Raw genomic sequence first — 26,357 nt, 5'->3', positions numbered from 1 at the left:
CATGGCGAAAGGCCGCTCAGGAGCTCGAAAGACCATATCGAACGTAGTGACTGTCATCGTAATAATCGCTTCGGTGGGCGTCGTATCGGGCCATCGCCTTGATGTCAGTCTTGTTCAGTACTGCGCCGATCAGCGAGTCCGAGATCGTCGGGGCGGTGTGCAGTGCATGCTGCACGACGTCGATCTTCGTGCGTCCCCACTCGACGACGAGAACGTAGCAATCGATCAGAGGAGCGGTGACCCGTACGTCGACAAGCGGGCTCAGCGGCGGAAGATCGACAATGATATAGTCATAGCTTTGTCGCAGACGATCAAACAGCCTGCAGATCGAGCCGTCGCACAAGAGTTCGCTTGAGTGAAGTACGGACCCACGCTGAACGGCCGGAAGAACGGCAAGAGTCGTGTTCGGATCCCGCCATACCGCCTCTTCGAGTGAACGAGTCCCCCTCAAGACTTCAATAATGCCATCCACGGCCTTTGGGACGAGCCGAGCCGAAAGCGATGGATTCCGAAGATCGCAGTCGACGATGATCACTTTCTTTCCGCTGTGCCCGATAAGTTGTGCCACGGAAGCGGCAATCGTGGTCTTGCCCTCATTTGGAAGGGCCGAAGTCACGCCAATCACCTGGTTGGGAGTCTTCGCCGGGCTATGGTCGATCGCGATCTTGATTGATCGGATCGCCTCGGTGTACCGCGAGAGAGGCATGCTCACGACGGCGCGATGAATGTCCGGAGCGCTCGGAAGTATGCGTTGGTTCGGGGCTTCCTGTGCCTGCTGCGGCCGAGCCGCCGACCTTTGCTGCCTGGGCAAGCTCTGGATCGGCACGAGAGATAGGCAAGGCAGGTCCAGCGCTGCTTCTAGCTGTGAAGACGTGCGGAAAACGCGATCCATGACGTCTCGCACGAAACCGAGGAGCAGTCCCAGCGCGAGCCCTCCCAGAAGACCGAAGCTCAGCACGACCTTCGCTTTCGGTTTGCTCTTGGTTTGAGCGGCAGAAGCGGGGAAGATGATGCGGGTTTCTGAGATCGGGAAGGTCTCCTGCTGCGCCGAGCCCATATATTGCTGAAGGAATGTGTCGTAGAGGGCCCGCAGACTCTTCGCCCGACTTTCCAAATCTCTTATTGTCAGCTCCGCCGAGTTCGTGAGGCGCGACTGCGCAATGGCCACGGAAAGACGCTTTTCGATCTCCTGCTGCCGCTGCTTTGCAAGTTCGGCTTCGCTGCGGCTGATCTCGGAAAGTCGCTTAACCTCGTCCAGAATGGAAACGCGAAATTCGCGCAGCCTGTTTCGAACGTTGACCACCGCGAGATGATCTCGGCCGACGCGGGCGGACAATTCGGCCTCACGCCTGGCGAGTTCGAGATACTGCTGGCGTAGCGATGTAATGATTGGACTGTTCATCGCGTCGGAGCCGATGGCGTCCAGATTGCCGATCGAGGATGGTTTTGCCGGGTCGACGCCGAGAAGAGCTTCGTAGCGCGACAGCTTGGCCGCGGCTTCTGAACTCTGCGCGCGAGCGGTAGCCAGCCGGGTGTTGAGTTCTGTGATCTGCTGCTCGTCGATCGGCTTTCCCCCGGGCGATACGATGTTATTTTGAGATTTGTAAGCCTCGACTCCACGTTCGGCGGTCAGCGCCTCCTCTCCGAGGCTCCGCAGCCGTTCCTGCAGCCAACTCGTTGCAGTTCGCGTGGCTTCAAATTTCGCCTCGAGCTGATCATTGATGTAGGCTCTCGCAATAGCGTTCGCGATCTCTGCCGCCAGCGCTGGATCACTCGCGGTGAATGCGATTTCAATGACGTGACTATAGCCAACTCGACCTGCAGACAGGCGATCCAGAAAGATTGCAATCGTTGCTTCCGAGGGCTGCTCCCGCGGGGCAGGTGGCGCACCTTCTGACGGATCTGGCCGCCATCGTTGAAGCCACCCCATCAACCAGGACTGCAGCGACCGGCCCTCCCTAAAGTCTTGGTGATCGGCCAATTTCAACTGCTTGATCACGGTTGCAGCAGTCGCCTGCGATTTGATGATCTGCAGTTGCGTCTCGATCTGGGTAACGTCGAGGAGCGGTTCGGAAAGAAGCGATTGTTTCTGAAGGAACTGCGCCCTTGGATTTTCGAACAGGACCTGTACCTGCGCCGTATAGGCCGGCGAGACCAGTCTCAGGTAAACGAGGCTAGCGGCACCTGCGAGGACAGTGACGAAAATGATGACGAGGTATTGCCGCCGTATAAATACCAGCGCGAATTTAATGAGCTCGCCGATGCCTCCTGTGCTCTGTCGGTTCAGCTGCATTTGAATGGGGGGAGGGAGACGTGACCCATCGTTCTGGAGCGTATTGGTCTGCAGCATCGGACATTTCTCTCGGCTGTCGGCAATCGCGCGGGAGCAATCCCGCGGCGGATATTGGGCCACTGTCACATTTAAAATAATATATAGGATAAAATTTGTATTGCCAATTAAATATAGCTTTGGCATTAATTGTGGGAATAATTAATTGGGATGAGGAAGGGTGCGACGGCCGATTGAACCGATGTCTACCGCGAACGGAGCGAAGCGGAACTGGTTGGCGAAGGCGCTCGGTTCAGGACATTAGGGGATCAGGCCGATCGTCCGAGCGATAGCGCTGCGTATCGGAGCGTGCGGTCATGCTGGAAGTGCGAAGTTTGGCGATTCCGGACGTAAAGGTCGTCCGATTAAAGCGTTTTTCCGATACGCGGGGCTATTTCTGCGAAACGTTCCGTCGCTCTGCGTTTGTCGAAAATGGGATTTCCCAAGACTTTATCCAGGACAATCAGTCATGCTCCGAGCGCGTCGGCACGGTTCGCGGATTGCACTTCCAGCGGCCTCCCTTCGCGCAGGCCAAGCTCGTTCGCGTGTTGAGAGGAGCGATCCTTGATGTGGTGCTCGATCTGCGGCGTCGGTCGCCGACGTTCGGCAAGCACGTCTCGGTCAAGTTGGATAGCGAGAGTGACGAGCAGTTGCTCGTTCCGAAAGGGTTCGCTCACGGCTTCTGTACGCTCGAGCCTCAAACCACCGTCCTTTATAAAGTCGATGAAGTCTACTCGCCGGAGCACGATGGCGGCGTCTACTGGGCCGATCCCGAATTGGCAATTGAGTGGCCGGTGAAGGCCACAGAGGCCCAGCTTTCGCCGAAGGATCGAGCGCTTCCCACCTTCGGTCAGCTTACTCCCGTGTTTGAGTAGAGGACGTCTCATGCGTGTTCTGGTGACGGGTGGGGCGGGATTTATCGGGTCCGCGGTCTGCCGCCAATTGGCCTTGGAAGCCGAGGCCTCGGTCGTCAATGTCGACAAGTTGACCTACGCAGCCAATTTGGCCTCGTTGGCCTCCATCGACGGTACCAGCCGCTATCGATTTGAACAGCAGGACATCTGCGATCAGGAGGCGGTCACTCGCTTATTCCACAAATGGGAGCCGAGCGCGGTTATCCACTTGGCGGCCGAAAGCCATGTCGATCGGTCGATTACCGGCTCGGCAACGTTCATCAGTACCAACATTGTCGGCACTTACACTCTACTGGAGGCAGCCAGGCGATATTACGACGGGCTGTCGAGTCAGCGGAAGAGACAGTTCAGGTTCATACACGTGTCGACGGACGAGGTGTACGGTTCATTGGGGCCGGCCGACTGCTTCCGGGAAGATACCCCTTATCGGCCGAGTTCTCCCTATTCAGCGAGCAAAGCGGCCTCGGACCACCTCGCGCTCGCCTGGTACAAGACCTATGGCTTGCCGGTGATCGTGTCGAACTGTTCGAACAACTACGGACCATTCCAATTCCCGGAAAAGCTCATTCCGCTGACAATTCTCAACGCGATTGAATACAAGTCGTTGCCTGTCTACGGCGACGGAAGCAACGTGCGGGATTGGCTTCATGTCGAGGACCACGCAGCAGGCCTGATCAGGCTGCTAAGCGATGGCAGGGCCGGAGAGAAGTATAATTTCGGCGGCGACAGCGAACGCTCCAACCTGGAAGTCGTCACCCAGATTTGTGAAACGCTTGATCGATTGCGTCCCGGGCCAGCAGCGAGGCGATCGTTGATTTCGTTCGTGCCGGATCGTCCGGGACACGACGCACGTTACGCGATCGATGCGTCCAAAGCTCGCAGCGAGCTGGGCTGGCGGCCGACCCGAAGCTTCGAACAAGGTCTCGCCGAGACGGTGGAATGGTATCTGGCCAGCGGCGCCTGGTGGGCGCGGGCTCGCAGCATGGTTTACGACGGCTCGCGTCTTGGCCTTCCAGCCACCCAACACTGAGGCTGCCAATGATCGAACGACCGATTCTGATTGCTGGTCGAAATGGCCAATTGGGCAGCTGCCTTCGTGATGCCGCTGCTCTTCGCGGCCTGTCTGCGGTTGCCCTCGGGCGCAAGGAGCTCGACCTTGAGGTCCGGGACGGGATCGACAGGACGGTCGCCTCGATCGCCCCCTGCATGATCATTAATGCCGCGGCCTATACGGCTGTGGACCTCGCGGAGTCCGAGGTCGGAAAGGCCTTCAGCATCAATCGCGACGGCGCGGCTGCGCTGGCGGATGTTGCATGGCAGAGGAACCTTCCATTTTTGCACTTGTCCACCGATTACGTCTTCGACGGTGCCAAGCGCGAGGCTTATGACGAGGCCGACGTGCCGGCGCCGCTGAACACATACGGTGCATCAAAGCTGGCCGGCGAGGCGGCCGTATTGGCGGCGCATCCCCTGGCGACCGTCGTCAGGTCGTCGTGGATCTACAGCTCGATAGGCAGCAACTTCGTTCGGACAATGTTGCGGCTGGCCGAAACGCGCCCGATCGTAAGGGTCGTTTGCGACCAATCCGGAAGCCCAACGTCGGCCGCGGATCTGGCCGCAGCGCTGCTGAAAATTGCACAGCGGTCGCTCACCGATGACCGCCGCACAGCGGCGGGCATCTTCCATGTGGCCGGCCAGGGAACAACGAGCTGGCATGGCTTTGCCGAGGCAATCTTCGATGGTTTATCCCGTCGGGGAGGGCGACCGCCGACGCTGGAAGCGATCACGACAGCGCAGTATCCGAGCGCTGCGCGCAGGCCAGTAAACTCGCGCCTGGAGTCATCCAAAGCAGAACGCGTGTTTGGAATTCGATTACCCTGCTGGCGCCAATCTCTCGAAACCTGTCTCGACCAACTTGTCGAAGGAGCAGACACCGATGCTGAAGGGAATCGTCCTGGCTGGCGGCAGCGGAACACGGCTCTACCCGATCACACGTGTGGTCAGCAAGCAGCTGCTGCCCATCTATGACAAGCCGATGATCTACTATCCGCTGTCGACACTGATGCTGGCAGGCATCCGCGAGATCCTGATCATCACGACCCCGGCGGACCGATCCCAGTTCGAGCGATTGCTCGGGAACGGAAGCCAGTGGGGAATCCGGCTCAGCTATGCCGAACAACCGCGCCCGGGCGGGCTTGCTGAAGCGTTTATTGTAGGCGCCGATTTCATCGGAACTGATCGCGTCGCGATGGTACTCGGGGACAACATCTTTTTCGGCGGCGGTTTGCGCGAACTGCTCGTGAAAGCCGCGGCCCGCGAGGAAGGCGCAACCGTGTTCGCGTATCACGTGCGCGATCCTGAGCGGTACGGCGTTGTTACGTTTGACGACGCCGGCCGCCCACTACGAATCGACGAGAAGCCGAGAAGGCCGACATCGAACTGGGCCGTCACCGGTCTGTATTTTTTCGACAACCGGGTTGTGCGGTATGCCCGCAGTGTCGAACCGTCCCCCCGGGGAGAACTCGAGATCACCGATCTGCAAATGCGCTATCTCGCGGCCGGCGCTCTCCACGTCGAGCGCATGGGAAGGGGATTCGCATGGTTGGATACGGGCACTGTCGAGTCGCTTATCGATGCAGGGACGTTCGTCCAGACGCTGGAAAAGCGGCAAGGCATGAAGGTGGCTTGCGTTGAGGAGGTCGCCTTTCGCCAGGGATTCATCAGTCAAGATCAGCTTCGCGGACTGATTCAGCCACTGGAGAAGAGCGGATACGGCAGGTATCTGAACGAACTCCTGCGCTTGCCCGGGATGTCTCCCGACGTCGCAGCCGACGCTTGATTTAATTTCGTGATTTTTATTTTAAATAATTGACTGGCGCTGCATATTTAATTTAGATGCATTCCTTGAGAGATTGGTAGGCTGGCCATGCTATATCAAAAGGCGAGCTTTTTTTATCGAGCAAGGCCTCTCCTCTGGGGAGAGAGTGATTTCAGCGAGAGTGATTTGCTCGTGCCGCCCTGGAATGCGTCCGGGAGCGGCGGTTTAGCCGCCCGGCAGGTGTCCGATCTGCGGGGAGCGATTGGGCCTTCACGTTCCAGGACCGATGCGACGCATTGGATCAGTTCGAGCGGCGGCTATTGGAACGTCGCTGCGAACTGGAGCCGCGGCATGCCGGACGCCGTGTCCAGCGCCTTCATCGACGCCCCGGGATCTTATGTCGTCACAACCAGGCTCAATGTTGATGTCGGCAGCCTGACAGTTGATGCGGGCGCGGCTATTGCGCTCGGACGAGAGTCTTCCTTTGTAGTTGAAGGTGACACTGTCAACAATGGCAGCATAAAGCTCGAACGGTCCAGCGGGGAAAGGAGTGTTGCAGCGGACTTCAAAGGCGAGGTTCGGGGAGCGGGACACTTCACGATTGCCGACAGATCAGTTCTCGAGATCAGAGGGGCGGTCTCCGGGCAACTCGTCAACGGTTCATTCTCTGGAATAACCGTCTCCTTCGAGACGGACGTCGGCACCTTGGTTCTCGATCGCTCTGCCCAATTCCATGGCCTGATCGGAAGTTCGTCGCCGGATCGGCCGCTTTCAGCCGGTAATCTGATAGACCTCAGGGATCTCGCCTTCACGTCGACGATGTCAGCATCCGTCCATTACGACCGGAGCTCAAACATCAGCACGGTCGATTTCAGCAATGGAGCTGGCAACGTCACCCTGCTGTTCTCCGGCCAGGACTCGAACTGGACCTTTGCAAGTGATGGGCAGGGCGGCACAGCCGTTGCAGATCCAGTTACGAACCCGATCGTTCTGGAAAATCAGAAGCAAGGCACATCGCCGAACATCTGGCAGATTGATGTTGGCGCAAATTCGACCAAAATCCAAGGGTTCACGACGGCGATAAGCACTAATGTCGGCGGGTCCGTCCAATTCAAGATCAACAACCAGACGGGCACGCCGAACTATCACATCGATGTCTACCGGCTTGGTTACTACGGAGGCAACGGCGCCAGGCTGATCACGACGGTGCAGCATCAAGCTGCAACCTCCGTCGTGCAACCGGCGCCGTTGAAAGACAGCTCGACCGGCCTGGTCGATGCCGGCAATTGGAGCGTGACCGACTCCTGGAACGTGCCGGCCGACGCGGTCTCTGGCGTGTACATCGCCAACGTCATCGACGGAACACAGGTGTTCCAAATTCCATTCGTGGTCCGCAATGATGCGTCACAAAGCGCGATCGTGTTTCAGACCGCCGATCAGACCTGGCAGGCCTATAACCCTTGGGGCGGAGCCAATCTCTACAGCGGCAACGGACCTGGCGTGAACGGCTCCGCCTACGCCGTGAGCTACAATCGTCCCATTACCACGCGCGACGGCGGACTCTCGAGCTCTTCCAACGACATGGTATTTTCGGCCGAATATCCGGCAATCTATTGGCTCGAGCAGAACGGATACGACGTTTCTTACATTTCGGGCATCGATGCGGCCACAAACGGATCGCTGCTGCTCAATCATCAAATCTATATGGATGTGGGTCACGACGAGTACTGGACCGACAGCCAGTTCGCCAACGTCCAAGCGGCCGGCCATGCCGGCGTCAATCTGACTTTTCTGAGCGGCAACGAAGTGTATTGGCAGACCAGGCTGTCAGCCAGCATTGATGCCAGTCACACGGCCAATCGGACTTTGATCTCGTACAAGGACACCCATGCCAACCAATTGATCGACCCGACAGGGACTGCGACAGGAACGTTTATGGACGCCCGCTTTGCGTCGACCGGAGGCATGTCGGGTATCCCCTCTAACGCACTGACCGGAACGGTCTTCCAGGTCGACGGAGATTCCTACGGCACGATCAGGATCCCGTATGGAATGACGCAGTTGAGGCTTTGGCGCAACGCGCCGATTGCTGGGACCGCGCAAGGCCAGACTGCGTCTCTGACGCCGAACCTGCTCGGCTATGAATGGGACGCATCACCGGATAATGGGTTTCGCCCGGCCGGTCTGGTGAGTGTCTCCTCGACCACGCTGCAAACCACGAAGTACTTGCTCGATTACGGCAATACCACGGGCAACGGTACAGCCACCCACGGTCTCGTAGAGTTTCGGGATCCCGTGAGTGGTGCCCTTGTTTTCGGCGCGGGCACCGTGTTCTGGTCCTGGGGTCTTGCATCGGACCATGACCAGTACAACATAGCCCCACTAACGCCGACTGATCGGAATGTCCAACAGGCCATGGTCAACCTGTTCGCTGACATGGGCGTTCAGCCTGCGACGCTGCAGGCCAGCCTGGTGATTGCCACCCAATCGACCGACCACACGAATCCGACCTCCACGATTACCAATCTCTCCGCCACAAGCGTTGTGGAGGGCCAGTCTATCACCGTGACTGGAGCGGCAAGCGACGCCGGTGGGGTCATCGGTGGTGTTGAAGTATCATCCGACGGCGGCAGCACCTGGCATCCGGCCAACAGCACCGTGGGAGCGTCCAATGTCACCTGGACCTATACGTTTGCCGCAGGCGCGCCGGGACAGTTGAAGATCCAGAGCAGGGCCGTCGACGACAGTTTAAACCTAGAAGTCCCAGGCACGGGCGTTGCTTACACGGTAACGCCATCTTCGAATTTGACGATCTTCAGTCCCACGGACACTCCGGCGGTCGTCAACACTCCGGACAGCGCCGCCGTGGAGTTGGGGCTCAAGTTCGTTTCAGCAGCCTCCGGCGATATCACAGGCATCCGCTTCTATAAGAGCACTCAAAACACGGGGACGCATCTCGGCGATCTCTGGACGTCGACCGGGACGCTGCTCGCCAGCGCAACATTCACCAACGAAACCGCAAGCGGCTGGCAACAAGTCAACTTCACGACGCCGGTCCATATACAGGCCGGGGTGACCTACATCGCCTCCTATCATACCAACACCGGCCACTATTCCACGACCGATTTCTATTTCGACAATCCAGGTCACACCAGCGGCTCATTGACCGCGACAGGTGGCGGCCTGAACGGCGTCTACGCTTATGGCCCGGGACCGCTCTTCCCCTCCAATATCTCGATGACGGATGCTGACAATTACTGGGTCGATGTTGTCTTCAAGGATACCAGCCAGCTGCCGCAGGCCAACAACGATAGCGGCTTCAAGGTCACGCAGAACGGTGTGCTGAATATCGCGGCATCGGAACTGCTCGCCAACGATACAGATCCGGCCGGTCTGTCCTTTTCGATCAGTGGCGTAAGTAATCCGGCTAACGGCTCCGTAAGTTACAATGTCCAAACCCAGACGGTGACATTCAATCCAGCCGTTAATTACGCGGGAGCGGCGCAATTCGCGTATACGATCACGGACGCCTCGGGCGCCAGCGGAACGGGCCAGGTCTTCCTCAATGTCAACTATCCGCTATCCGCCCAGAGCCTGTTCGGCACCAATGACACGCCAAGCGTTGCCAACTCCGGCGACACAAGCTCGGTCGAGGTGGGCCTCAAGTTCAGCGCATCGGCCAACGGAACTATAACGGGGCTGCGCTTCTACAAGGGCTCGCTCAACACAGGTACCCACGTCGCGCATCTCTGGAGTTCGACCGGAACGCTGCTCGGCACCGCGACCTTCGCGAGTGAGACCGCTAGCGGTTGGCAGCAGGTTAATTTCTCGAGCCCGATATCCATTACCGCGGGCACGACGTATGTCGCTTCCTATCACACCAACGGCAATTATTCAGACACTCAGAACTATTTCACCACCTCGATCTCCAATGGCCAGCTGAGCGCTGCCGCCACGGGAAATGGCGTGTATAGTTACGGAGCCGGAGCCATATTTCCATCGAACGTCTTCAAAGCAACGAATTATTATGTCGACGTGATTTTCAACGGATCCGCGAGTACCAACACGCCGCCGACAGCGGTTGCCGACGCGGGCGACGCGACCGAGAAAGGCGGTGTCAACAACAGCACCGGGGGGTCGTCCGCCGCGGGAAACGTGCTGACCAACGACACTGATCCAGATGCCGGCGACACCAAGACCGTGACTGCGGTCAGCTTCGGTTCGACCTCCGGCACGCTCGGCGCCGCTCTGAACGGCGCTCATGGAAGTCTCGTGCTCAACGCGTCAGGCGCCTTCACCTATACAGTCAATGAGACGGATGCGGCCGTGCAGGCCCTGCGGCTTGCGTCCACCACGCTGTCGGACGTCTTCAATTATACAATGCGTGATGCCGCCGGCGCGACATCCTCGACAACGCTCACGATCACCATTCATGGAGCAAATGATGCGCCGGTACTTGCGATCCAGACCGGCAGCCAAACCGCAACGGTGGGTTCGGCGTTCTCGCTGACGCTGTCGGCCGGCACCTTCACCGACGTCGATTCCGGCGATTCGCTCACCTACGCAGCGACGACAGCCAGCGGCTCCGCACTTCCTGCCTGGCTCACCTTTGCCCCATCAACCCGGACTTTCAGCGGTACTCCATCGTCGGCCGATGTTGGTACGCTAAGCGTGAAGACGACCGCGACCGATCTCGGTAGCCTTGCTGCAAGCGAAACGTTCAATATCACCGTAACGACGACCCCGAACACGCCGCCGACAGCGATTGCCGACGCGGGCGACGCGACCGAGAAAGGCGGTGTCAACAACAGCACCGCGGGGGCGTCCGCCGCGGGAAACGTGCTGACCAACGACACTGATCCAGATGCCGGCGACACCAAGACCGTGACTGCGGTCAGCTTCGGTTCGACCCCCGGCACGCTCGGCGCCGCTCTGAACGGCGCTCATGGAAGTCTCGTGCTCAACGCGTCAGGCGCCTTCACCTACACGGTCAATGAGACGGATGCGGCCGTGCAGGCCCTGCGGCTTGCGTCCACCACGCTGTCGGACGTCTTCAGTTATACAATGCGTGATGCCGCCGGCGCGACATCGTCGACAACGCTCACGATCACCATTCATGGCGCAAATGATGCGCCGGTACTTGCGATCCAGACCGGCAGCCAGACCGCAACGGTGGGCTCGGCGTTCTCGCTGACGCTGCCGGCCGGCACCTTCACCGACGTCGATACCGGCGACACACTCACCTACACGGCAACTGCCGCCGACGGCTCGGCGCTTCCTGCCTGGTTGGCTTTCGACGGCTCGACACGGACTTTCAGTGGCACGCCGACCTCAGCCGACATCGGCACGCTCAGCCTGAAGACCGTCGCGACGGATCTCGGTGGTCTCACGGTGAGCGAAACGTTCAATATCGCGGTGGGCGCGACCTCCATCAGCTTGTTCTCCGCTTCCGATACGCCTTCGGTGCTGTCGACGTCCGACACATCTCAGGTCAATCTTGGTGTCCGATTTACGTCCTCGGCTGCCGGCACGATTACCGGCATCAAGTACTACAAGAGTCCGAACGACACAGGCACTCACACCGGATCACTGTGGAGCAGTACGGGAACGCTGCTCGCCAGCGCGACCTTCTCCAACGAGAGCAGCAGCGGCTGGCAGACCCTCACATTCAGTAGCCCGGTATCGATCGCGGCCGGAGCCACCTACGTCGCGAGCTTCCACAGCAACAGCCACTACGCCGATACGCCGAACTATTTCACCACCGCGCGAACGAGTGGCCCGCTCACGGCCTTCGCGAGCACCAATGGTGTCTACACCTACGGAACGGGAAATATGTTTCCGACCAGCACGTTCGGGGCGACCAATTATTGGGTCGATGTCTTGTTCAGCAATGCCGCTGGCGGCACGAACCAGCCTCCGGTCGCCAATAACGACAGTGGCTTCAACGCCACCCAAAACGTGCCGCTCAGTATTTCCGGGTCGGCCCTTCTCGCAAACGATACCGATCCGAATGGGGACGCGCTGACAATCACGGGCGTCAGCGGGGCTGTCAGCGGCACCGTCAGTTTCAGTGCCCAGAACAACACGGTGACGTTCACTCCCGCCGACGGGTATACCGGGCCGGCATCATTCAACTACGCCGTTTCCGACGGGAGGGGCGGCTCAGCAAGCGCTAGTGCGAGCGTGACCGTTCATGCGCCGTCGGCAACCACCGTAAGCCTGTTCAGCTCCAATCCAACGCCCAGCGTCGTGACGGTTAATGATCCGAATTCGGTCGAGCTTGGCATGAAGTTCCAGGCGTCCGTGTCGGGCGACATTGTAGGCCTGCGCTTCTACAAGGGGCCATCCAACACGGGTCAGCATGTCGCCGATCTCTGGACCACCACAGGGGCCCTGCTGGCCACTGCCACGTTCACCAACGAGACGGCGAGCGGCTGGCAGCAGGTGAACTTCGCGACACCGGTTACGATCACGGCAGGGACGACCTATGTCGCCTCCTACCACACTGCGGGCAACTATTCGGACGATCCAAATCTGTTTGCCAATGCGGTGACGAACGGACCACTAACGGCTCCGTCATCGTCGTCGAGCGGAGGCAACGGAGTCTACGCGTATGGATCCGGCAGCCTGTTTCCGACCAACAGCTTCGGCGCGACCAGCTATGCGGTCGACGTACTCTTCAGGCCGCAGCTCGCTGCATAGAGCTGCATAGACAAGAAAGGGAGATCATGTCGAGCCTATCACGAACGATCGCGTCGCCCGTTACGCTCGCGCGACGTGTGACACCGCAACCCGTGCGGAATGTGCTGCGTGCCGCGTACGACCGGCTCTCTTATGCCGTGGCCGGACTGCCGCCGCGGCGCCTGCGCGGCTGGATCTCGCCGACATGGTTTGATTTTCACGATACCGGACGTGACCAATTGGAGTTTTTCGTTGAGATGGCCGGCCTGCGGCCGTCGCATCGCGTTCTCGACATTGCGTGTGGCGTTGGCCGCTTGGCTATCCCGCTCTCCCGCTATCTGAACGGGAGGGGAAGCTACGATGGCTTCGATATCAAGGAAGAGCTGGTTGATTGGTGTCGTAGCAAGATCAGCACTCGGCGGCCCAACTTCCAATTCCAGCTCGCGAGGGTCGCAACGCGATGGAGCCCGAACGAGCAGATATCGGTGGATCGATATTGTTTTCCTTACCAAGATGAGCGGTTTGATTTCGCTTACGCCGGGTCAATCTTCACGCATATCTTGCCCGGCGGAGCCTGCAATTACCTGGAGCAGACCTCGCGGGTTCTAAGGCCCGGCGGCCGGCTGGTGGCGACCTGGCTGGTCTATAACAAGCGCACCCTCGAACTGACCCAGACGACGGGCAGCGTGGAGCATAGCTGGAAGTTCGATCACGGAGAGTATCGCGTGAAAGACGACGATCAGCCGGAAGCGTCAATCGCCTACGAAGAGGGAGCCATTCGCCGCATGTACGCCGAGGCGGGCCTCCAGATCCTGGAGCCGTTTCGTCCGGACGCCTCCTACAACGCCGCCCGTATTCCATCAAATCGCTCCGAAGGCATTCATCTGCATCATTGCCTTTGCGTCATAGCAATGCGCCCCAATGACACGCGCAGAGCAAGCCATTCATCTCAACCGACGTAAAGGAGAGGACCGATGCATACAGAGCTCTACACAGACGGGATTGACGAGGTCACAATTGGCGGGTCGATCGTGCGGGTGGACCTGGTCAGTCTCTCGCCCACGGAGCGTGATGCCAACAACGCGCCCAAGAAGGTCTTTCGGCAAAGGCTGATCTTTTCCGCGGATTCGTTCGCGAACTCTGTGGAGGTGATGCAGAACGCGCTCCAGGGGCTGGTCGACGCCGGCGTCGTCCAGCGCTCTCGCCCGAGGACGCCGGTCGCCGCACCGCAGGCGAGCGCGCGGGTCGAGCCTGCTTCGTCAGTTTCGGACAATTCACGATCTTCCAATGTTTCAGCCAACTTCCGTTGAAATCGAGAGGCTTGAACCAGAACCGCCGTCGTCGGAGGACGGGCCGGGTTGGGTTGCTCAAACCGCCCTTGAATGCCTATCAAGGGTCGCTTCCCATCACGGAATCGATCTGCCGCCCGATCGGTTGCGGCACGCCTATGCGGTCGACGAAAGCGGCATCTCGACCGATCTCCTGCTGCGCATGGCTCATGACGCGGGCCTTCGCGCCTGCACGGCGCAGCTCGATTGGAAGGCCATATGCCAGCTCGGCGAAGCCTATCCGGCTCTTGTTCAGCTCTCGAATCTGAATTGGGTTGTTGTGGTCGGAGCCGGGCCGGAATGCGAGGCGGTAACGGTGTTCGATCCACTGGCCGAGCGGAACGGCGAGCACCTGCTCGTCGATACGGATCGCTTTTGCGCCAATTGGTCCGGAAAGGTCGTTCTGTTCAAGCGCGAGGTCGCTTCGCCGCGGGGCCAGAGGCCCTTTGGGCTGCGCTGGTTCATACCCGAAATGCTGCGGGAGTGGCGGCTCTTTTTCGACGTCGCAATTGCTGCGGTGTTCCTCTATGCGCTGGGGCTGGCGCTTCCGATCTTCTTTCAGCTCGTCATCGACAAGGTTCTTGTCCACGAGAGCCTCACGACACTCTACGTTCTCTCGGTCGGCGCGATCCTTGCGCTCTGCTTCGACGCCGTCTTCAGCTTCTTGCGACGCTATCTGCTGCTCTATGCCACGAACAAGATCGACATCCGGGTCGCGACCAGGACGTTTCGGCATCTCTTGGGACTCCCGATAAGCTTCTTCGAGCGCATCTCGGCCGGCGTCTTGGTGAAGCACATGCAGCAGGCCGGGCGAATCCGCGAGTTCCTGACCGGCCGACTGTTTCTGACCGCCTTGGACGCGTTGTCGCTGGTGGTCATCCTGCCGATCCTCGCGCTCTACAGCATCAAACTGACATGCGTTGTTCTAGCCTTCACGGCCGCTAGTGCCAGTGTGATTGCCATCTTGATGGCGCCGTTCCGGCGGCGGCTCTACCAACTGTATCAGGCCGAGGCCAGTCGGCAGGCCTTGATGGTCGAGACCGTGCACGGAATGCGCACCGTGAAGTCGCTGGCCATGGAGCCAAGCCAGAACAGGTCGTGGGACGATCGCTGTGCGCAATCGGTCTCGATGCGATTCGGCGTCGAAAAGATCTCGGCAGGCGCCCAGGCCCTGACCGGCTTCCTTGAGAAGATGATGACGCTCGGCATCGTGGCCCTCGGCGCGCTCGACGTCTTCAGCGGCGAGATGACGATCGGCGCACTCGTCGCCTTCAACATGCTGGCGGGACGCGTTTCGGGACCGCTGGTGCAGATGGTGACCATGGTGCACGAATATCAAGAGATTGCGCTGGCCGTTAAGATGCTCGGCGAGGTGATGAATAGTGAGCTGGAACGAGACGGCCGTCGCGACGGCTTGCGGCCCGACTTCGCCGGGCACATCGGGTTTGAAAACGTCACGTTTCGATACGGCGAGGGAACGCCCGCGCTGGACGACGTTTCGTTCTCGATTCCCCCCGGCTCAATCTTCGGAATTGTCGGCCGGAGCGGTTCGGGCAAGACGACCCTGACGCGGCTCATCGCGGGAATGTATCCGGTGCAGCAAGGAATGGTGCGCATTGACGGTCACGATTCGCGGGAGATCGACCTCGCCCATCTGCGGCGGAATCTCGGGCTCGTGCTCCAGGACAATTTCCTGTTCCGGGGCACCGTGCGAGAAAATATCGCCTGCGTGAGGCGCGACGCCACGTTCGAGGAGATCGTCCACGCGGCCCAGCTAGCCGGCGCCGACGAGTTCATCGAGCGGCTGCCGAGAGGGTTCGATACCGTGCTCGAGGAAGAGGCATCAAACCTGTCCGGCGGGCAGAAGCAGCGGCTTGCGATCGCGCGGGCTCTGATCGTCAACCCGCGTATCCTCATTCTCGATGAAGCCACGAGCGCGTTGGATTCCGAGAGCGAGATGATCATTCGGCGCAATCTGCGGCGTATCGCGGAGGGGCGAACCGTCATCATCGTATCCCACCGGCTTTCGATGCTGTCGGACGCAAGCCAGATTCTGGTGATCGACCGTGGACGGATCGTCGATGTGGATCATCATGACGCGCTGCTGTCGAAATGCACCTTCTACCGGCATCTCTGGAACCAGCAGACGAGACAGGTGGCATGACCGCGGCTGAAAAGACCAGGTCTGAAACAGCCTTGCGCAGATCCGGGCCTCCGTCCGATCGACGGGCGAGACGCCGGTTCTTGAGCTCTACGCCGACTTGGTCTCGCGTTGTCGGGCAATTTCAGTCGGACGCAGCCGAGATCGAGCAATTGACGCCACCGCGTCTGGGACGGGTCACGCTCTATTGTGTCGTCGCTCTGATCGCTGCGGCGATCACATTCGCCTGCGTATCTCGCGTCGACATGATTGTGACTGCGCAGGGTAAGTTGATCACGACGAATCCAAACCTGGTTGTACAGCCGCTGGAAACGTCGGTCATTCGGGAGATTCCGGTCAAGGCTGGCGATTTCGTCAATCGCGGCGACGTGCTTGCGGTCCTCGACCCAACGTTCTCTCAGGCCGATCTTGCCCAACTGCGCGGGCGCCTAGCGGGTCTCGACGCCACCATCGATCGGCTGCGGGCCGAGTTGGACGGCACTGAGTACGGAGCGGAGGCGACGGCGAACGACGACCAGGCTCTGCAGAGAAGGGTATTTCTCCAGAGGAGGGCGACTTACGACCTTCAGATCCAGAACTATGACGCGCAGATTGCGTCGGCACAGGCCAATCTAAAAACGGCTCAGAACGAGGAAGGAGTCCTGGCCGAGCGGCTGGACACGATGCAGTCCATCGAAGCCATGCGAAACGCGTTGATGGCCAAGGAGGTCGGTTCAAGACTGAACTTCCTCCTGTCACGCGATGCGCGGTTGGACGTCGAAAGCAGCCTGGCGCGGGTTCGTGGCAGCATCGTCGACAACAGGCATCGTCTGGACAAGGCCCGTGCAGACCAGAAGGTGTTCGCCGCCGAGTTTCGTCGAGCTGCATATCAGGAACTTGTCGAGGCGTTGCCAAAGCGCGATGGCACCGCCGAAGAGCTCAAAAAGGCGGAGCTCCGTCGACAGCTGATCGTGCTGCATGCACCGGCGGATGCGGTGGTACTCGACATTGCCAATCGGACGGTAGGTTCGGTGGTCCGCGAGGCCGAGACGTTGTTTGTGCTGGTCCCGCGAGACGAGACGCTTCGCGCAGAGGTCAACGTCGAGGGCAGGGATATCGGGCAGGTCACGGTCGGGCAGACCGTGCGGGTCAAGTTCGAGGCATTTCCATTCCAGAAGTACGGCACTGCGGCTGGCGAGGTCGGCGTCATTAGCCGGGACTCATTCTCGCCAGACGCGAAGGCCGAAGGTGCGCGCCGTTCGTCAGCTCCCTATTACCGCGTACTGATCGATCTGCGGGACACGCACCTTCGGCTGCCGTCCGAAAGGGTTCGGTTGATGCCCGGTATGGCGGTCACCGCCGAGATGAAGGTCGGACAACGCAGGGTGATTTCATATTTCCTCTATCCCCTGCTTCGCGGCTTGGATGAAAGCATCCGGGAGTACTGAGCCGGATTTACCATGGTACACATCGATGATGATCAGCCCGAATTCTAGTGTGAAGCTCGTGTTGCCCGTTGCAGCGAAGGAACTGTCGCCAAACTCGCCTCTGGTGAACTATGCGCTCAGGGGGCTGGAACGCTGTTGGTTGCCGAGAGAGCGCCGTTGGTCGCATATTTATCACCTCGACGGGCGGGCGTCGCCGAACGAATCGATGGCACATAGCGACGTGTTCTACACCCTCAATGTCTTGCTCGGGATGTCGCGGGTCGCGGAACTTCCGGCTGACATCGATCTCTCAGAGATCTTTCAACGGAATGCCGTGAGTCTGACCGCCCTTCCTGTCCGCAAGTATGCGTTCGGTATGGCGTTGTGGGCCGCCGCCGAGCTCCACCTTCCCATCCCGGAGCAGGTCAGGTTCGAGCTGAAAGCCATTCTTTCGGATGAGTCGCAATGGTCAGCGTTTCGAGCCCAGGACCTCGGCATGCTGCTCACGGGAGTCATCGCGCAGGCCAGGGCAGGCGAGAGGGAGTGGCTGGGCTTCGCCGGCCGGCTCTATCGTTTCCTGAAGGAGCGTTTCCGTAGCCAGTCCGGATTGTTTTTCGATGCGCCGTCGGGCTTCCGTCGCCGCTTTGCATCATTTGCGACGCAGACCTATCTTTCGATCGCCTGCTATCAGTACGGAGAATTCACCGGGGACGTATCCGCACTCGTCATGGCCGACGCCTGCGTGGGCAATTTGATCGCGCTTCAGGGACCTCAGGGTGAGTGGCCGTGGTTCTTCGATGCGGTGAGTGGCCGCGTTCTCGACTTTTACGAGGTCTATTCGGTCCATCAGTATGGAATGGCTCCGGCGCTGCTGGAGTGGGCCGAGCGCTTCGGACGACGGGGAGCGCGGGATGCCTTGGTGAAAGGATTCAACTGGGTGCTTGGCCACAACCAGTTGTGCAGGTCCATGCTCGTGCCGGAACTCAGCCTGACAATCCGCTCGCAGGTTCGCGAGCATGAACTGAAGACCAGGGCTCCGCGGATATTGCGCGCGCTCAGAAACACTTGGCTCGAAAACGGGAAGGCGTTGGTCGACAGTGCCGACGTGACAATTCGACTCGAATGCCGCAGCTACGAACTCGGCTGGATCTTGTGGTCATTCGGTCGGCGTGCCGATTTGCGGGGTCTTAGCCACAACGCCGCTTTCGAACAGCCATCGCGCCTGCCCGGTGACCAGTCGTAGCGCAACGGAAGCCGAATCAGTCAGCGATTCCAGACGACCGCGCCCTCTTTCCGAAGCAAGGCCAGCATCTTGGCCGTGCGATGGCTTCGAACCGCGCAGAGAACGGCGATCGCCTTGAGGCGGGCGCGTATCCCATGAAGGCGCCGGCTCGTCATAACGGTGAACGCGCCGGCCGCGGGGGATACGAGGACGAGTAGGGCCGTGGCAAACCAGCGTAGCTGCCAGCCGCGCGCGCCCTGTGCCATGTTGCGGTAGTGCGTGATTTGCCGGTCCCACTTTGCATACAGCTCCCGAAGCGAGCGCCGCGCGGGATGGAACACGACCATCCCAGGGACGTAGCGAAATTCGCAGCCGGCACGGAGGGCCATTTGTCCCCATTGCATGTCTTCCGCGAACTGAATGCCGGGGAAAGGTCCGACCCTCGCGAAGTCGCCGCGGCGGACCGCGAGATTTGCCGTGACCGAGTAGCCGTGCTTGGTGACGTACAATCGATTGCGAAAGCCGAAAACGCTTTCGTAGGCTTCGATCGCGGTGAAAGATCCTTCGACGGCGGACCAGATGCGGACCTCTCCGCCAAGGATCGTCGCCGGCCTGACTTGCTGGAAGGCGTCGTGTATCGCGGTCAGCCAGCCCGGATGAGCCCTGCAGTCCGCATCCATGAAGGCGAGAACATCACCTCGCGCATAGGCCGCGCCTGCGTTTCGCGCCGGACCGGGACCGGGATGCGGTTCGTACATCAACCTCGCATCGGGATGGCCGGCAACGACGTCCACCGGGGGCATTGCTGAGCCGTTGTCCACCACGATGACTTCGAACAGGTCCCGGGACAGGGTCTGTGCATCGAGGCTCTGCAAGCAGGCTTCCAGAGCCTCCGGCTGGTTGAGGTGGGGAATAATTACCGAAATCATTTCATCTCACCTATTTAATCTCCGTCGGCCCATTGCGTATTCGCCGGCGCGGTGGCGCTCAAACGGTCAATTGGATGCGCACATTTAATCCTTGCATTTAAATATTTGCTATTTATTATCGTTATTATATTCTTAAATAGAACTTAAACCAAGTTGCATTTTGGAGGTCGATTCAAATGCGTGCATCGTTCCTGACGTGCCCCATCGACCTGCTGACAATGGCGGAGACCCTAGAGTTGGCGTGCAGCGCCATGCGCAGCCGCCGCCGAGTGCAGCATGTTGCGCTGAACGTCGCCAAATTCGTCAAGATGCGAACCGATCCCGTGCTCGCGGCCGATGTCGCCAACAGTGACATTGTCGGCATAGACGGCATGGGGATTCTCTGGGGCGCTCGGGCAGTGGGGCTTCCGGCGAGGTCGCGAGTCGCTGGCGTCGATCTCCTGGTCGAATTGCTCGCAGTATGTGCGCGGGAAGGCTTTAAGCCTTATTTCCTGGGGGCCACCCAGGCCGTGCTGCATCTGGCAATGCAGCGCGCGCGCGAGAAGCATCCCTCACTCGCCTTCGCGGGCTGGCATGACGGCTACTTCAAACCCGAGCAGGAGAGCGATGTCGTTCGGGACATTCGGTCCAGCGGGGCCGATTGTCTCTTCATCGGCATGCCGACACCGCGGAAGGAGCGCTTCCTGGCGGCTCACCGTGATGGTCTCGGCGTACCCTTCATCATGGGTGTGGGCGGCGCGTTCGATGTTCTTGCAGGTACCGTTCGACGCGCGCCTGCACCGATTCAGAGGCTGGGCCTCGAATGGCTGTACCGAGTCTATCAAGAACCCGGGCGGATGTGGTGGCGATATGCCACGACGAACACGCTGTTTGCGGGCATCCTGGCGCAGGCGCTCGTCAAGCAGGCGGTTCAGCATACGCTTGGGCCGAGCTCCGCCCCTCGGGGCCCGAGCCGGATCGGAGGGTGAGACGTGCACAAGCATTTCTTTGTCCTCCTGGGGACTCGGCCCGAAGCGATCAAGCTCTTTCCGGTCATCAACCGGCTCAAGGCCGAGAATCGCAAGGACATTTCCTTGACGATCTGCGCGACGGCACAGCATCGACAGTTGCTTGACCAGGTTCTCAAGCTCGCCAAAGTGGTTCCGGATTTTGATCTGAACGTCATGACGGCCAATCAGTCGCTGGATCATCTAACCTCACGGCTGCTCGCGGAAGTCGGTGAGCTCCTCGAGAAGGTGAAGCCTACCAGGGTTATCGTCCAAGGCGACACAGCGACTGCCATGGCTGGCGCACTTGCGTCCTATTACCACCGGATACCGGTTTCTCACATCGAGGCCGGACTGCGCAGTGGGGACATCTATTCTCCCTGGCCGGAGGAGGTGAACCGCAAGATTGTCGGCTCAATCGCCGATCAGCACTTTGCCCCAACAGAGCGCGCGGCGCGCGCGCTTCGCTCCGAAAACGTCTCGGACGATCGAATCCACGTCACCGGAAACACGGTGGTGGACGCCCTCATCCTCGCAAAGGCCATGGTCGAATCCGATCCGGGGCTCTCGGGCCGCTGGGACAGCATCAAGAAGCGCCACGGCAACCGGCGTATCATCCTGGTGACTTGCCACCGGCGGGAGAATTTCGGCGGCGGCGTCATCAACATCGTCAACGCCTTGGAAACCATCCTGCGCAGGGAAGACGTTGCTGTGGTGCTCCCCGTGCATCCGAATCCGAATGTCCGCGACCTGTTTGCGTCCCGGTTGTCGGATCACCCGAGGGTCGTTCTCATTTCCCCCCAGGAATACACGGATTTCGTGAGCCTTCTCTCGTTGTCGCATCTGGTCTTGACGGATTCAGGCGGCGTCCAGGAGGAAGCCCCCACTTTCGGGAAACCAGTCCTGGTGATGCGGGATACGACCGAGCGCCCTGAGGGGGTGGAAGCCGGAACGGCGCGTCTCGTCGGTGCGAACTACGACAAAATCGTTGCCGAGACATTTCGCTTGCTCGACGACGACGAGACTTATGCGGCCATGGCTCGTTCGCACAACCCATTCGGTGACGGGCACGCGAGCGAGCGTATCGTGAAGGTGCTTCTCAATGCCTGAGTTCCAGAAGATCAATGTCGTTGGACTCGGTTATATCGGGCTACCGACGGCGGCCCTCATTGCAAGCCGAGGAATGCAGGTGGTCGGGATCGACACCAATGAGCGCATCGTCGATACGGTTGCCTCCGGAAGAATTCACATCGCCGAGCCCGATCTCGACGGTCTCGTTTCCAAGGTCGTGTCGAGCGGGGCCCTGACGACATCCACCAAGCCGCAGGCGGCCGACGTCTTCATCGTTGCGGTGCCGACGCCGATCGATCGCGAGAACCGTCCGGACTTGTCGAGCGTGCATGCGGCGGTCGACCAAATCGTCGATATTCTTGCGCCAGGTAATCTCGTCATTCTCGAATCGACGTCGCCGATCGGGACCACCGAGGCGATCGCGAAGCGGATCATTGACCGCAGGCCCGATTTGCACATCGGAGTCAACGGCAAGGAAGACGGGGCGATTTACGTCGCCTACTGCCCGGAACGCGTGTTACCGGGGCGGATCCTCACCGAGCTCATCAACAATGACAGATGCATTGGGGGCATCACGCCAACTTGTACGCGTCTTGCTCAACGCTTCTACAAGATGTTCGTTCGCGGGGCCTGCGTCGGGACGACGGCGCGCACAGCCGAGTTGGTCAAGCTGACGGAAAACGCCTTCCGCGATACCAACATAGCCTTTGCGAACGAACTCTCGCTGATCTGCGACAGGTTCGACATCAATGTCTGGGAAGTGATCGATATCGCGAACCGCCACCCCCGCGTCAACGTCTTGCGGCCAGGACCGGGAGTGGGCGGGCACTGCATTGCGGTCGATCCCTGGTTCATCATCGACTCCGCGCCAGATCTCGCCCGGGTGATGCGAACCAGCCGCGAAGTCAACAACACCAAGACGCAGAAGATCATCGAACGTACCGAGGCGCTGATCGACGATCACCCCTATGCAAACATCGCCTGTTGTGGATTGACCTTCAAGGCCAATGTCGACGATTTGCGCGAAAGTCCCGCCATGGAAATAGCCACGCATCTCGCGGCAAAGTACGGTGAACGAGTCAAGGTCGTTGAGCCGAATCTTCGCCGTCTGCCGCCACAGTTGGCCGATCATCGTGTCGCCTTTGTGAACATCGATGAAGCGCTGCGCAGCTGCGAAATCGCAGTTCTCCTCGTCGATCACGACGAGTTTAAGATGGTACCCCTGTCAGAGCGTCGACATCTCGACGTCATAGACACGCGGGGCATATGGCAGGACATGCCGGCACGGACGTAGCGACCGACTTGGTCTGATCGTCCGTGGCGGAAGGATTGAAGCGTATTCTCTGGGTGCATCGAGGTTAGCATGCGAGACAGTCAACTGGGAATCGGCGTAGTGGGCTACGGTTATTGGGGTCCCAATATCGTTCGCAATTTCTCGCTCAATCCCGCCACCCGCGTCGTCAGCGTGAGCGACCTGAGCCCAGGAAGGCTCGGCGCCGTAAAGCAGCTTTACCCGGCGGTGGAAACGACCAGTCGCTACGATGATCTGCTAAAGGACACCAGCATCGATGCCATCGCTATCGCAACGCCGGTGCATACCCACTACGAGCTGGCGCTCGCGGCGTTGAGAGCCGGAAAGCATGTGCTGGTCGAAAAGCCGCTTGCGACGAGCGCTGAGCTCGTCACGCGCTTGATCGAGGAGGCGGACCGGCGCGGATTGACGCTCATGGTCGATCACACCTTTCTCTATACGCCCGCGGTCCAGAGGATCCGAGAGCTCCTGCTGAGCCGGGAACTCGGCGACATCTATTACTACGACAGCACGCGCGCGAGTCTCGGGCTGTTTCAGAAGGACGTAAATGTGATCTGGGATCTGGCGGTGCACGATATCTCGATTATCCACCATATCCTCGATAAGGAACCGATCGCCGTCTCGGCAACCGGTTCGTGCCACGTCGTCGGCTCGCCAGAGAACATGGCGCACATCACTCTGTTCTTTGCCGACGCGTGCGTCGCTCACGTCAGCGTCAATTGGCTCTCACCCGTTAAGGTGCGCCAAACGTTCATCGGCGGCAGCAGAAAGATGATTGTCTACGATGATCTCGAGCCGACCGAGAAGATCAAGGTCTATGACAAGGGCATCACACTCGATGGTCCTCCCGAGGATGCGCATCAATTCCGGATCGGGTACCGCGCCGGCGACATGTGGGCTCCGCATATTGCGCCAACGGAAGCACTGCAGACGGAGGTGGAGCATTTTGTGGATTGCGTGCGCACAGGCGGTCAGCCGATTTCCAGTGGTATCTCCGGGCTCCGCGTGATCGAAGTCCTGGAAGCGGCATCGTGCTCGATCGCAAAACAGGGGGCGCCGGTATTGCTGCGAGAGCCCTATGGGATCTGGCAGCGCCCAAGAGCGATAGCATGAGACGTGCGGCGACCTAGCGGGCCCAGTCGACATGGCAGACAGTGCAACGAGGTCCGTGCAGCGCTCGATCCTGTTTTCCGCGCTCGACCGTTACACCGGCCTGCTGGTGGTCTTTTTCGCGACGGCCGTGCTGGCCCGTTTGCTGTCGCCCGAGGAGTTTGGCATCTATGCCGTGGTGAACGCGATCACATCCATCATTGCCGCCTGCTTCCAGGAGTTTGCAGGCGCAAGCTATTTGATTCAGAAGCGCGAGTTATCGCGGACAAGCGTGCAGACCACGTTCACGATTACCCTCATGATCTCGGTGGCCACCGCCTTCGTTCTATTCGTGTTTGCGCAGCCCATCTCACGTCTCTTCGAGCTGGACCGCCTCCGCTACGGTATCGAAATTTCCGCCCTTAACTTTCTATTGCTGCCATTTTCTGGAACCATGGCCGCCTTGTTCCGTCGCGAGATGCAATTTGGGACACTCGCAATCTGCAACTTCGTGGCAGGTGCGACGATTGCGGTCGTTTCGGTCGGTCTCGCGATGGCCCAATTCAGCTACATGGCCCCGCTCTGGGGAGCGGTGGCCGGCAACGCCGTGCTGGCCGTGATGTTGCTCATCTTGCGGAACGACTTTGGCGCAATGCGTCCGTCCTTGGTAGACTGCCGGGAGATCGTCGGCTTCGGCCTCTACTCGGGCGCGGTGAGTGTTGTAAACGTGTTCTATGGCTTGGCACCGCAGCTGTTTCTGGCGAGAGTGCTCGACTTCACGGCCGTCGGACTTTACAGCCGAGCAACTGCATCGACGCAAATATTCGACAAGCTGGTCACGCAAGTCATAAGTCCGGTCGTGATGCCCGCGGTTGTCGCGCGACATAAAGCAGGGGGCGATCTCAAGGCCGGCTATCTGGAAGCCATTCAGATGCTCTCTGCTGTGCAGTGGCCGTTCTTGGCGTTTATGGCGGTCATGGCCCGGCCAATCATTCTGATCTGGCTCGGTCCGAACTGGCTGGAGATCGTTCCGCTCGTGCAGCTGCTCTGCATTGGCAACCTCGCACTTTTTGCCGCCTGCCTGACCTACCCGGTGTTTGTTGCGCTCGGAAGGGTGCAGGATGCGCTGATCTCATCCCTGATTTCGTTGCCCCCCTCGCTTCTGGTCATCTTCGGCGCATCATTTCTGGGCGTACACGCCGTTGCGGCGTCCGCGCTAGTGACGTTGCCGTTTCAAGCTGCGGTGGCGTTTCATTTTCTTGGGCGGCACCTTCGTATTCGGCCCGGCGAAATGGTACGCAGCCTCTTCAGAAGCGGAGCTGTAACGGCTCTCGTGATTGGTGGCGTATCGATCTGTGCCGCACTGACGGACATGCAAAGACTTTCGTCGCTTGCGGGCCTGGGATTGGCCTTTGTCGTCGCCCTGCTTTGTTGGTGGCTGGGGCTAACGGTGACCGGGCACCCCCTTTTGCATCAGTTTCGCTATGCCGCAACCGGCCTAGCGAGAAGGGCGCCGGGGCGATGGCCTTCGCGGACGGCGCCATAGCGGCTTCGGCCAAATCATTCGGAGTTCGGACATGCCCATCAAAGACGACGTTGTACTTGGTCGCGATGTTCGCATTCTTCATCCGGAGCTGGTCAATCTGTATGGCTGCACTGTTGGTGACGAGAGCAGGATCGGAACGTTCGTCGAGGTTCAGGCGGGAGCGAAGATAGGTGCGCGATGCAAGGTATCCTCGCACAGCTTCATCTGCGAGGGCGTAACGATCGAGGACGAGGTATTCATCGGCCATGGCGTGATGTTTACAAATGACAAGCATCCGAGGGCGACGGCGGTGGATGGTCGTCCTCAACAAGCCTCGGACTGGACGTTGCAGCGCACTCACGTCGGTAGGGGGGCTTCCATCGGTTCCAACGCTACCATCTTATGTGGAGTGACAATCGGTGCGCGGGCGCTAATTGGCGCGGGTTCGGTCGTGACGAAGGACGTCCCCGCGGGTGCCACTGTTGCGGGGATTCCGGCTCGAATCATGTCTGCAGCCGAAAATAGAGCTCCGGCAGATCGTGCCTTCGGCAGCGAGGCCTCTAAAGCGACAAATTAAATGCTGTTT

The 26,357-nt window shown here is 59.7% G+C and carries 18 protein-coding genes; 16 read left to right on the top strand and 2 right to left on the bottom strand.

Features of this window, described 5'->3' with window-relative positions; genetic code table 11:
* Window positions 1-16: 16 nt before the first annotated feature.
* Window positions 17-2,350 (bottom strand): AAA family ATPase, encoded by a 2,334-nt coding sequence (locus tag XH83_RS20490; protein WP_194402594.1) that lies wholly within the window; start codon window positions 2,348-2,350, stop codon window positions 17-19.
* A gap of 296 nt (window positions 2,351-2,646) precedes the next feature.
* Here XH83_RS20490 and rfbC point away from each other — a divergent pair, with 296 nt between their 5' ends.
* The 10 genes from rfbC to XH83_RS20440 all read left to right on the top strand — a co-directional run bounded on the left by rfbC (window position 2,647) and on the right by XH83_RS20440 (window position 18,880).
* Window positions 2,647-3,204, top strand: coding sequence for a dTDP-4-dehydrorhamnose 3,5-epimerase (gene rfbC / locus XH83_RS20485; RefSeq protein WP_194402593.1), 558 nt, complete (start codon window positions 2,647-2,649; stop codon window positions 3,202-3,204).
* 10 nt (window positions 3,205-3,214) lie between these two features.
* Window positions 3,215-4,273, top strand: coding sequence for a dTDP-glucose 4,6-dehydratase (gene rfbB / locus XH83_RS20480; protein WP_194402592.1), 1,059 nt, complete (start codon window positions 3,215-3,217; stop codon window positions 4,271-4,273).
* A gap of 8 nt (window positions 4,274-4,281) precedes the next feature.
* Entirely contained in the window at window positions 4,282-5,271 is a 990-nt protein-coding gene (rfbD, locus tag XH83_RS20475; protein WP_194402591.1) for a dTDP-4-dehydrorhamnose reductase, read from the top strand.
* Window positions 5,180-6,082 carry a glucose-1-phosphate thymidylyltransferase RfbA gene (gene rfbA / locus XH83_RS20470; RefSeq protein ID WP_194402590.1) on the top strand — a complete coding sequence of 301 codons (903 nt, stop codon included), beginning with the start codon at window positions 5,180-5,182 and terminating at the stop codon, window positions 6,080-6,082. Before rfbD ends, rfbA begins: the two co-directional genes overlap by 92 nt.
* 87 nt (window positions 6,083-6,169) lie before the next feature.
* Window positions 6,170-12,763 (top strand): DUF4082 domain-containing protein, encoded by a 6,594-nt coding sequence (locus XH83_RS20465; protein WP_246776280.1) that lies wholly within the window; start codon window positions 6,170-6,172, stop codon window positions 12,761-12,763.
* A 92-nt stretch (window positions 12,764-12,855) separates the two neighbouring features.
* Complete coding sequence (locus XH83_RS20460) at window positions 12,856-13,704, top strand: class I SAM-dependent methyltransferase (protein ID WP_194402588.1); 849 nt, start codon at window positions 12,856-12,858, stop codon at window positions 13,702-13,704.
* Between the two features lie 12 nt (window positions 13,705-13,716).
* Complete coding sequence (locus tag XH83_RS20455) at window positions 13,717-14,052, top strand: hypothetical protein (RefSeq protein ID WP_194402587.1); 336 nt, start codon at window positions 13,717-13,719, stop codon at window positions 14,050-14,052.
* Window positions 14,030-16,234, top strand: a complete 2,205-nt coding sequence (locus XH83_RS20450) for a peptidase domain-containing ABC transporter (RefSeq protein ID WP_194402586.1) — start codon at window positions 14,030-14,032, stop codon at window positions 16,232-16,234. The genes XH83_RS20455 and XH83_RS20450 overlap by 23 nt, the downstream gene beginning before the upstream one ends.
* Window positions 16,231-17,658, top strand: a complete 1,428-nt coding sequence (locus XH83_RS20445) for an HlyD family type I secretion periplasmic adaptor subunit (RefSeq protein ID WP_194402585.1) — start codon at window positions 16,231-16,233, stop codon at window positions 17,656-17,658. Before XH83_RS20450 ends, XH83_RS20445 begins: the two co-directional genes overlap by 4 nt.
* A 25-nt stretch (window positions 17,659-17,683) precedes the next feature.
* A complete protein-coding gene (locus tag XH83_RS20440) occupies window positions 17,684-18,880 on the top strand; it encodes a hypothetical protein (RefSeq protein ID WP_246776278.1) in 1,197 nt (398 codons plus the stop codon).
* A 20-nt stretch (window positions 18,881-18,900) separates the two neighbouring features.
* Here the strand turns inward: XH83_RS20440 and XH83_RS20435 are convergent, their stop codons facing one another.
* The gene (locus tag XH83_RS20435; RefSeq protein WP_194402584.1) at window positions 18,901-19,788 is read right to left on the bottom strand and encodes a glycosyltransferase family 2 protein; all 888 of its coding nucleotides are present in this window, start codon (window positions 19,786-19,788) and stop codon (window positions 18,901-18,903) included.
* A gap of 176 nt (window positions 19,789-19,964) precedes the next feature.
* Here XH83_RS20435 and XH83_RS20430 point away from each other — a divergent pair, with 176 nt between their 5' ends.
* From XH83_RS20430 to XH83_RS20405, 6 genes are all read left to right on the top strand, one after another.
* Window positions 19,965-20,756 carry a WecB/TagA/CpsF family glycosyltransferase gene (locus tag XH83_RS20430; protein ID WP_194402583.1) on the top strand — a complete coding sequence of 264 codons (792 nt, stop codon included), beginning with the start codon at window positions 19,965-19,967 and terminating at the stop codon, window positions 20,754-20,756.
* Between the two features lie 3 nt (window positions 20,757-20,759).
* Window positions 20,760-21,884 (top strand): non-hydrolyzing UDP-N-acetylglucosamine 2-epimerase, encoded by a 1,125-nt coding sequence (gene wecB / locus XH83_RS20425; RefSeq protein WP_194402582.1) that lies wholly within the window; start codon window positions 20,760-20,762, stop codon window positions 21,882-21,884.
* On the top strand, window positions 21,877-23,139 hold the full coding sequence (gene wecC, locus XH83_RS20420) for a UDP-N-acetyl-D-mannosamine dehydrogenase (RefSeq protein WP_194402581.1): 1,263 nt from the start codon (window positions 21,877-21,879) through the stop codon (window positions 23,137-23,139). Before wecB ends, wecC begins: the two co-directional genes overlap by 8 nt.
* 69 nt (window positions 23,140-23,208) lie before the next feature.
* Window positions 23,209-24,270 (top strand): Gfo/Idh/MocA family protein, encoded by a 1,062-nt coding sequence (locus XH83_RS20415; RefSeq protein WP_194402580.1) that lies wholly within the window; start codon window positions 23,209-23,211, stop codon window positions 24,268-24,270.
* A 55-nt stretch (window positions 24,271-24,325) separates the two neighbouring features.
* Window positions 24,326-25,792: an oligosaccharide flippase family protein gene (locus XH83_RS20410; protein ID WP_246776277.1), complete on the top strand. Its 1,467-nt coding sequence runs from the start codon at window positions 24,326-24,328 to the stop codon at window positions 25,790-25,792.
* 31 nt (window positions 25,793-25,823) lie between these two features.
* Window positions 25,824-26,348, top strand: coding sequence for an acyltransferase (locus XH83_RS20405; protein WP_194402578.1), 525 nt, complete (start codon window positions 25,824-25,826; stop codon window positions 26,346-26,348).
* Window positions 26,349-26,357 lie beyond the last annotated feature (9 nt).

This window comes from Bradyrhizobium sp. CCBAU 53351 (assembly GCF_015291745.1).
In the GTDB taxonomy this organism is placed as follows: domain Bacteria; phylum Pseudomonadota; class Alphaproteobacteria; order Rhizobiales; family Xanthobacteraceae; genus Bradyrhizobium.
Note: the sequence above shows the minus strand (reverse complement) of the source record. Positions and strands in the feature narration are given on the sequence as shown.

Coding starts and splice junctions, on each gene's coding strand:
- XH83_RS20490 (WP_194402594.1), bottom strand. CDS start 2,350: ATGCTGCAGACCAATACGCTCCAGAACGATGGGTCACGTCTCCCTCCC.
- rfbC (WP_194402593.1), top strand. CDS start 2,647: ATGCTGGAAGTGCGAAGTTTGGCGATTCCGGACGTAAAGGTCGTCCGA.
- rfbB (WP_194402592.1), top strand. CDS start 3,215: ATGCGTGTTCTGGTGACGGGTGGGGCGGGATTTATCGGGTCCGCGGTC.
- rfbD (WP_194402591.1), top strand. CDS start 4,282: ATGATCGAACGACCGATTCTGATTGCTGGTCGAAATGGCCAATTGGGC.
- rfbA (WP_194402590.1), top strand. CDS start 5,180: ATGCTGAAGGGAATCGTCCTGGCTGGCGGCAGCGGAACACGGCTCTAC.
- XH83_RS20465 (WP_246776280.1), top strand. CDS start 6,170: ATGCTATATCAAAAGGCGAGCTTTTTTTATCGAGCAAGGCCTCTCCTC.
- XH83_RS20455 (WP_194402587.1), top strand. CDS start 13,717: ATGCATACAGAGCTCTACACAGACGGGATTGACGAGGTCACAATTGGC.
- XH83_RS20450 (WP_194402586.1), top strand. CDS start 14,030: ATGTTTCAGCCAACTTCCGTTGAAATCGAGAGGCTTGAACCAGAACCG.
- XH83_RS20445 (WP_194402585.1), top strand. CDS start 16,231: ATGACCGCGGCTGAAAAGACCAGGTCTGAAACAGCCTTGCGCAGATCC.
- XH83_RS20440 (WP_246776278.1), top strand. CDS start 17,684: ATGATGATCAGCCCGAATTCTAGTGTGAAGCTCGTGTTGCCCGTTGCA.
- XH83_RS20435 (WP_194402584.1), bottom strand. CDS start 19,788: ATGATTTCGGTAATTATTCCCCACCTCAACCAGCCGGAGGCTCTGGAA.
- XH83_RS20430 (WP_194402583.1), top strand. CDS start 19,965: ATGCGTGCATCGTTCCTGACGTGCCCCATCGACCTGCTGACAATGGCG.
- wecC (WP_194402581.1), top strand. CDS start 21,877: ATGCCTGAGTTCCAGAAGATCAATGTCGTTGGACTCGGTTATATCGGG.
- XH83_RS20415 (WP_194402580.1), top strand. CDS start 23,209: ATGCGAGACAGTCAACTGGGAATCGGCGTAGTGGGCTACGGTTATTGG.
- XH83_RS20405 (WP_194402578.1), top strand. CDS start 25,824: ATGCCCATCAAAGACGACGTTGTACTTGGTCGCGATGTTCGCATTCTT.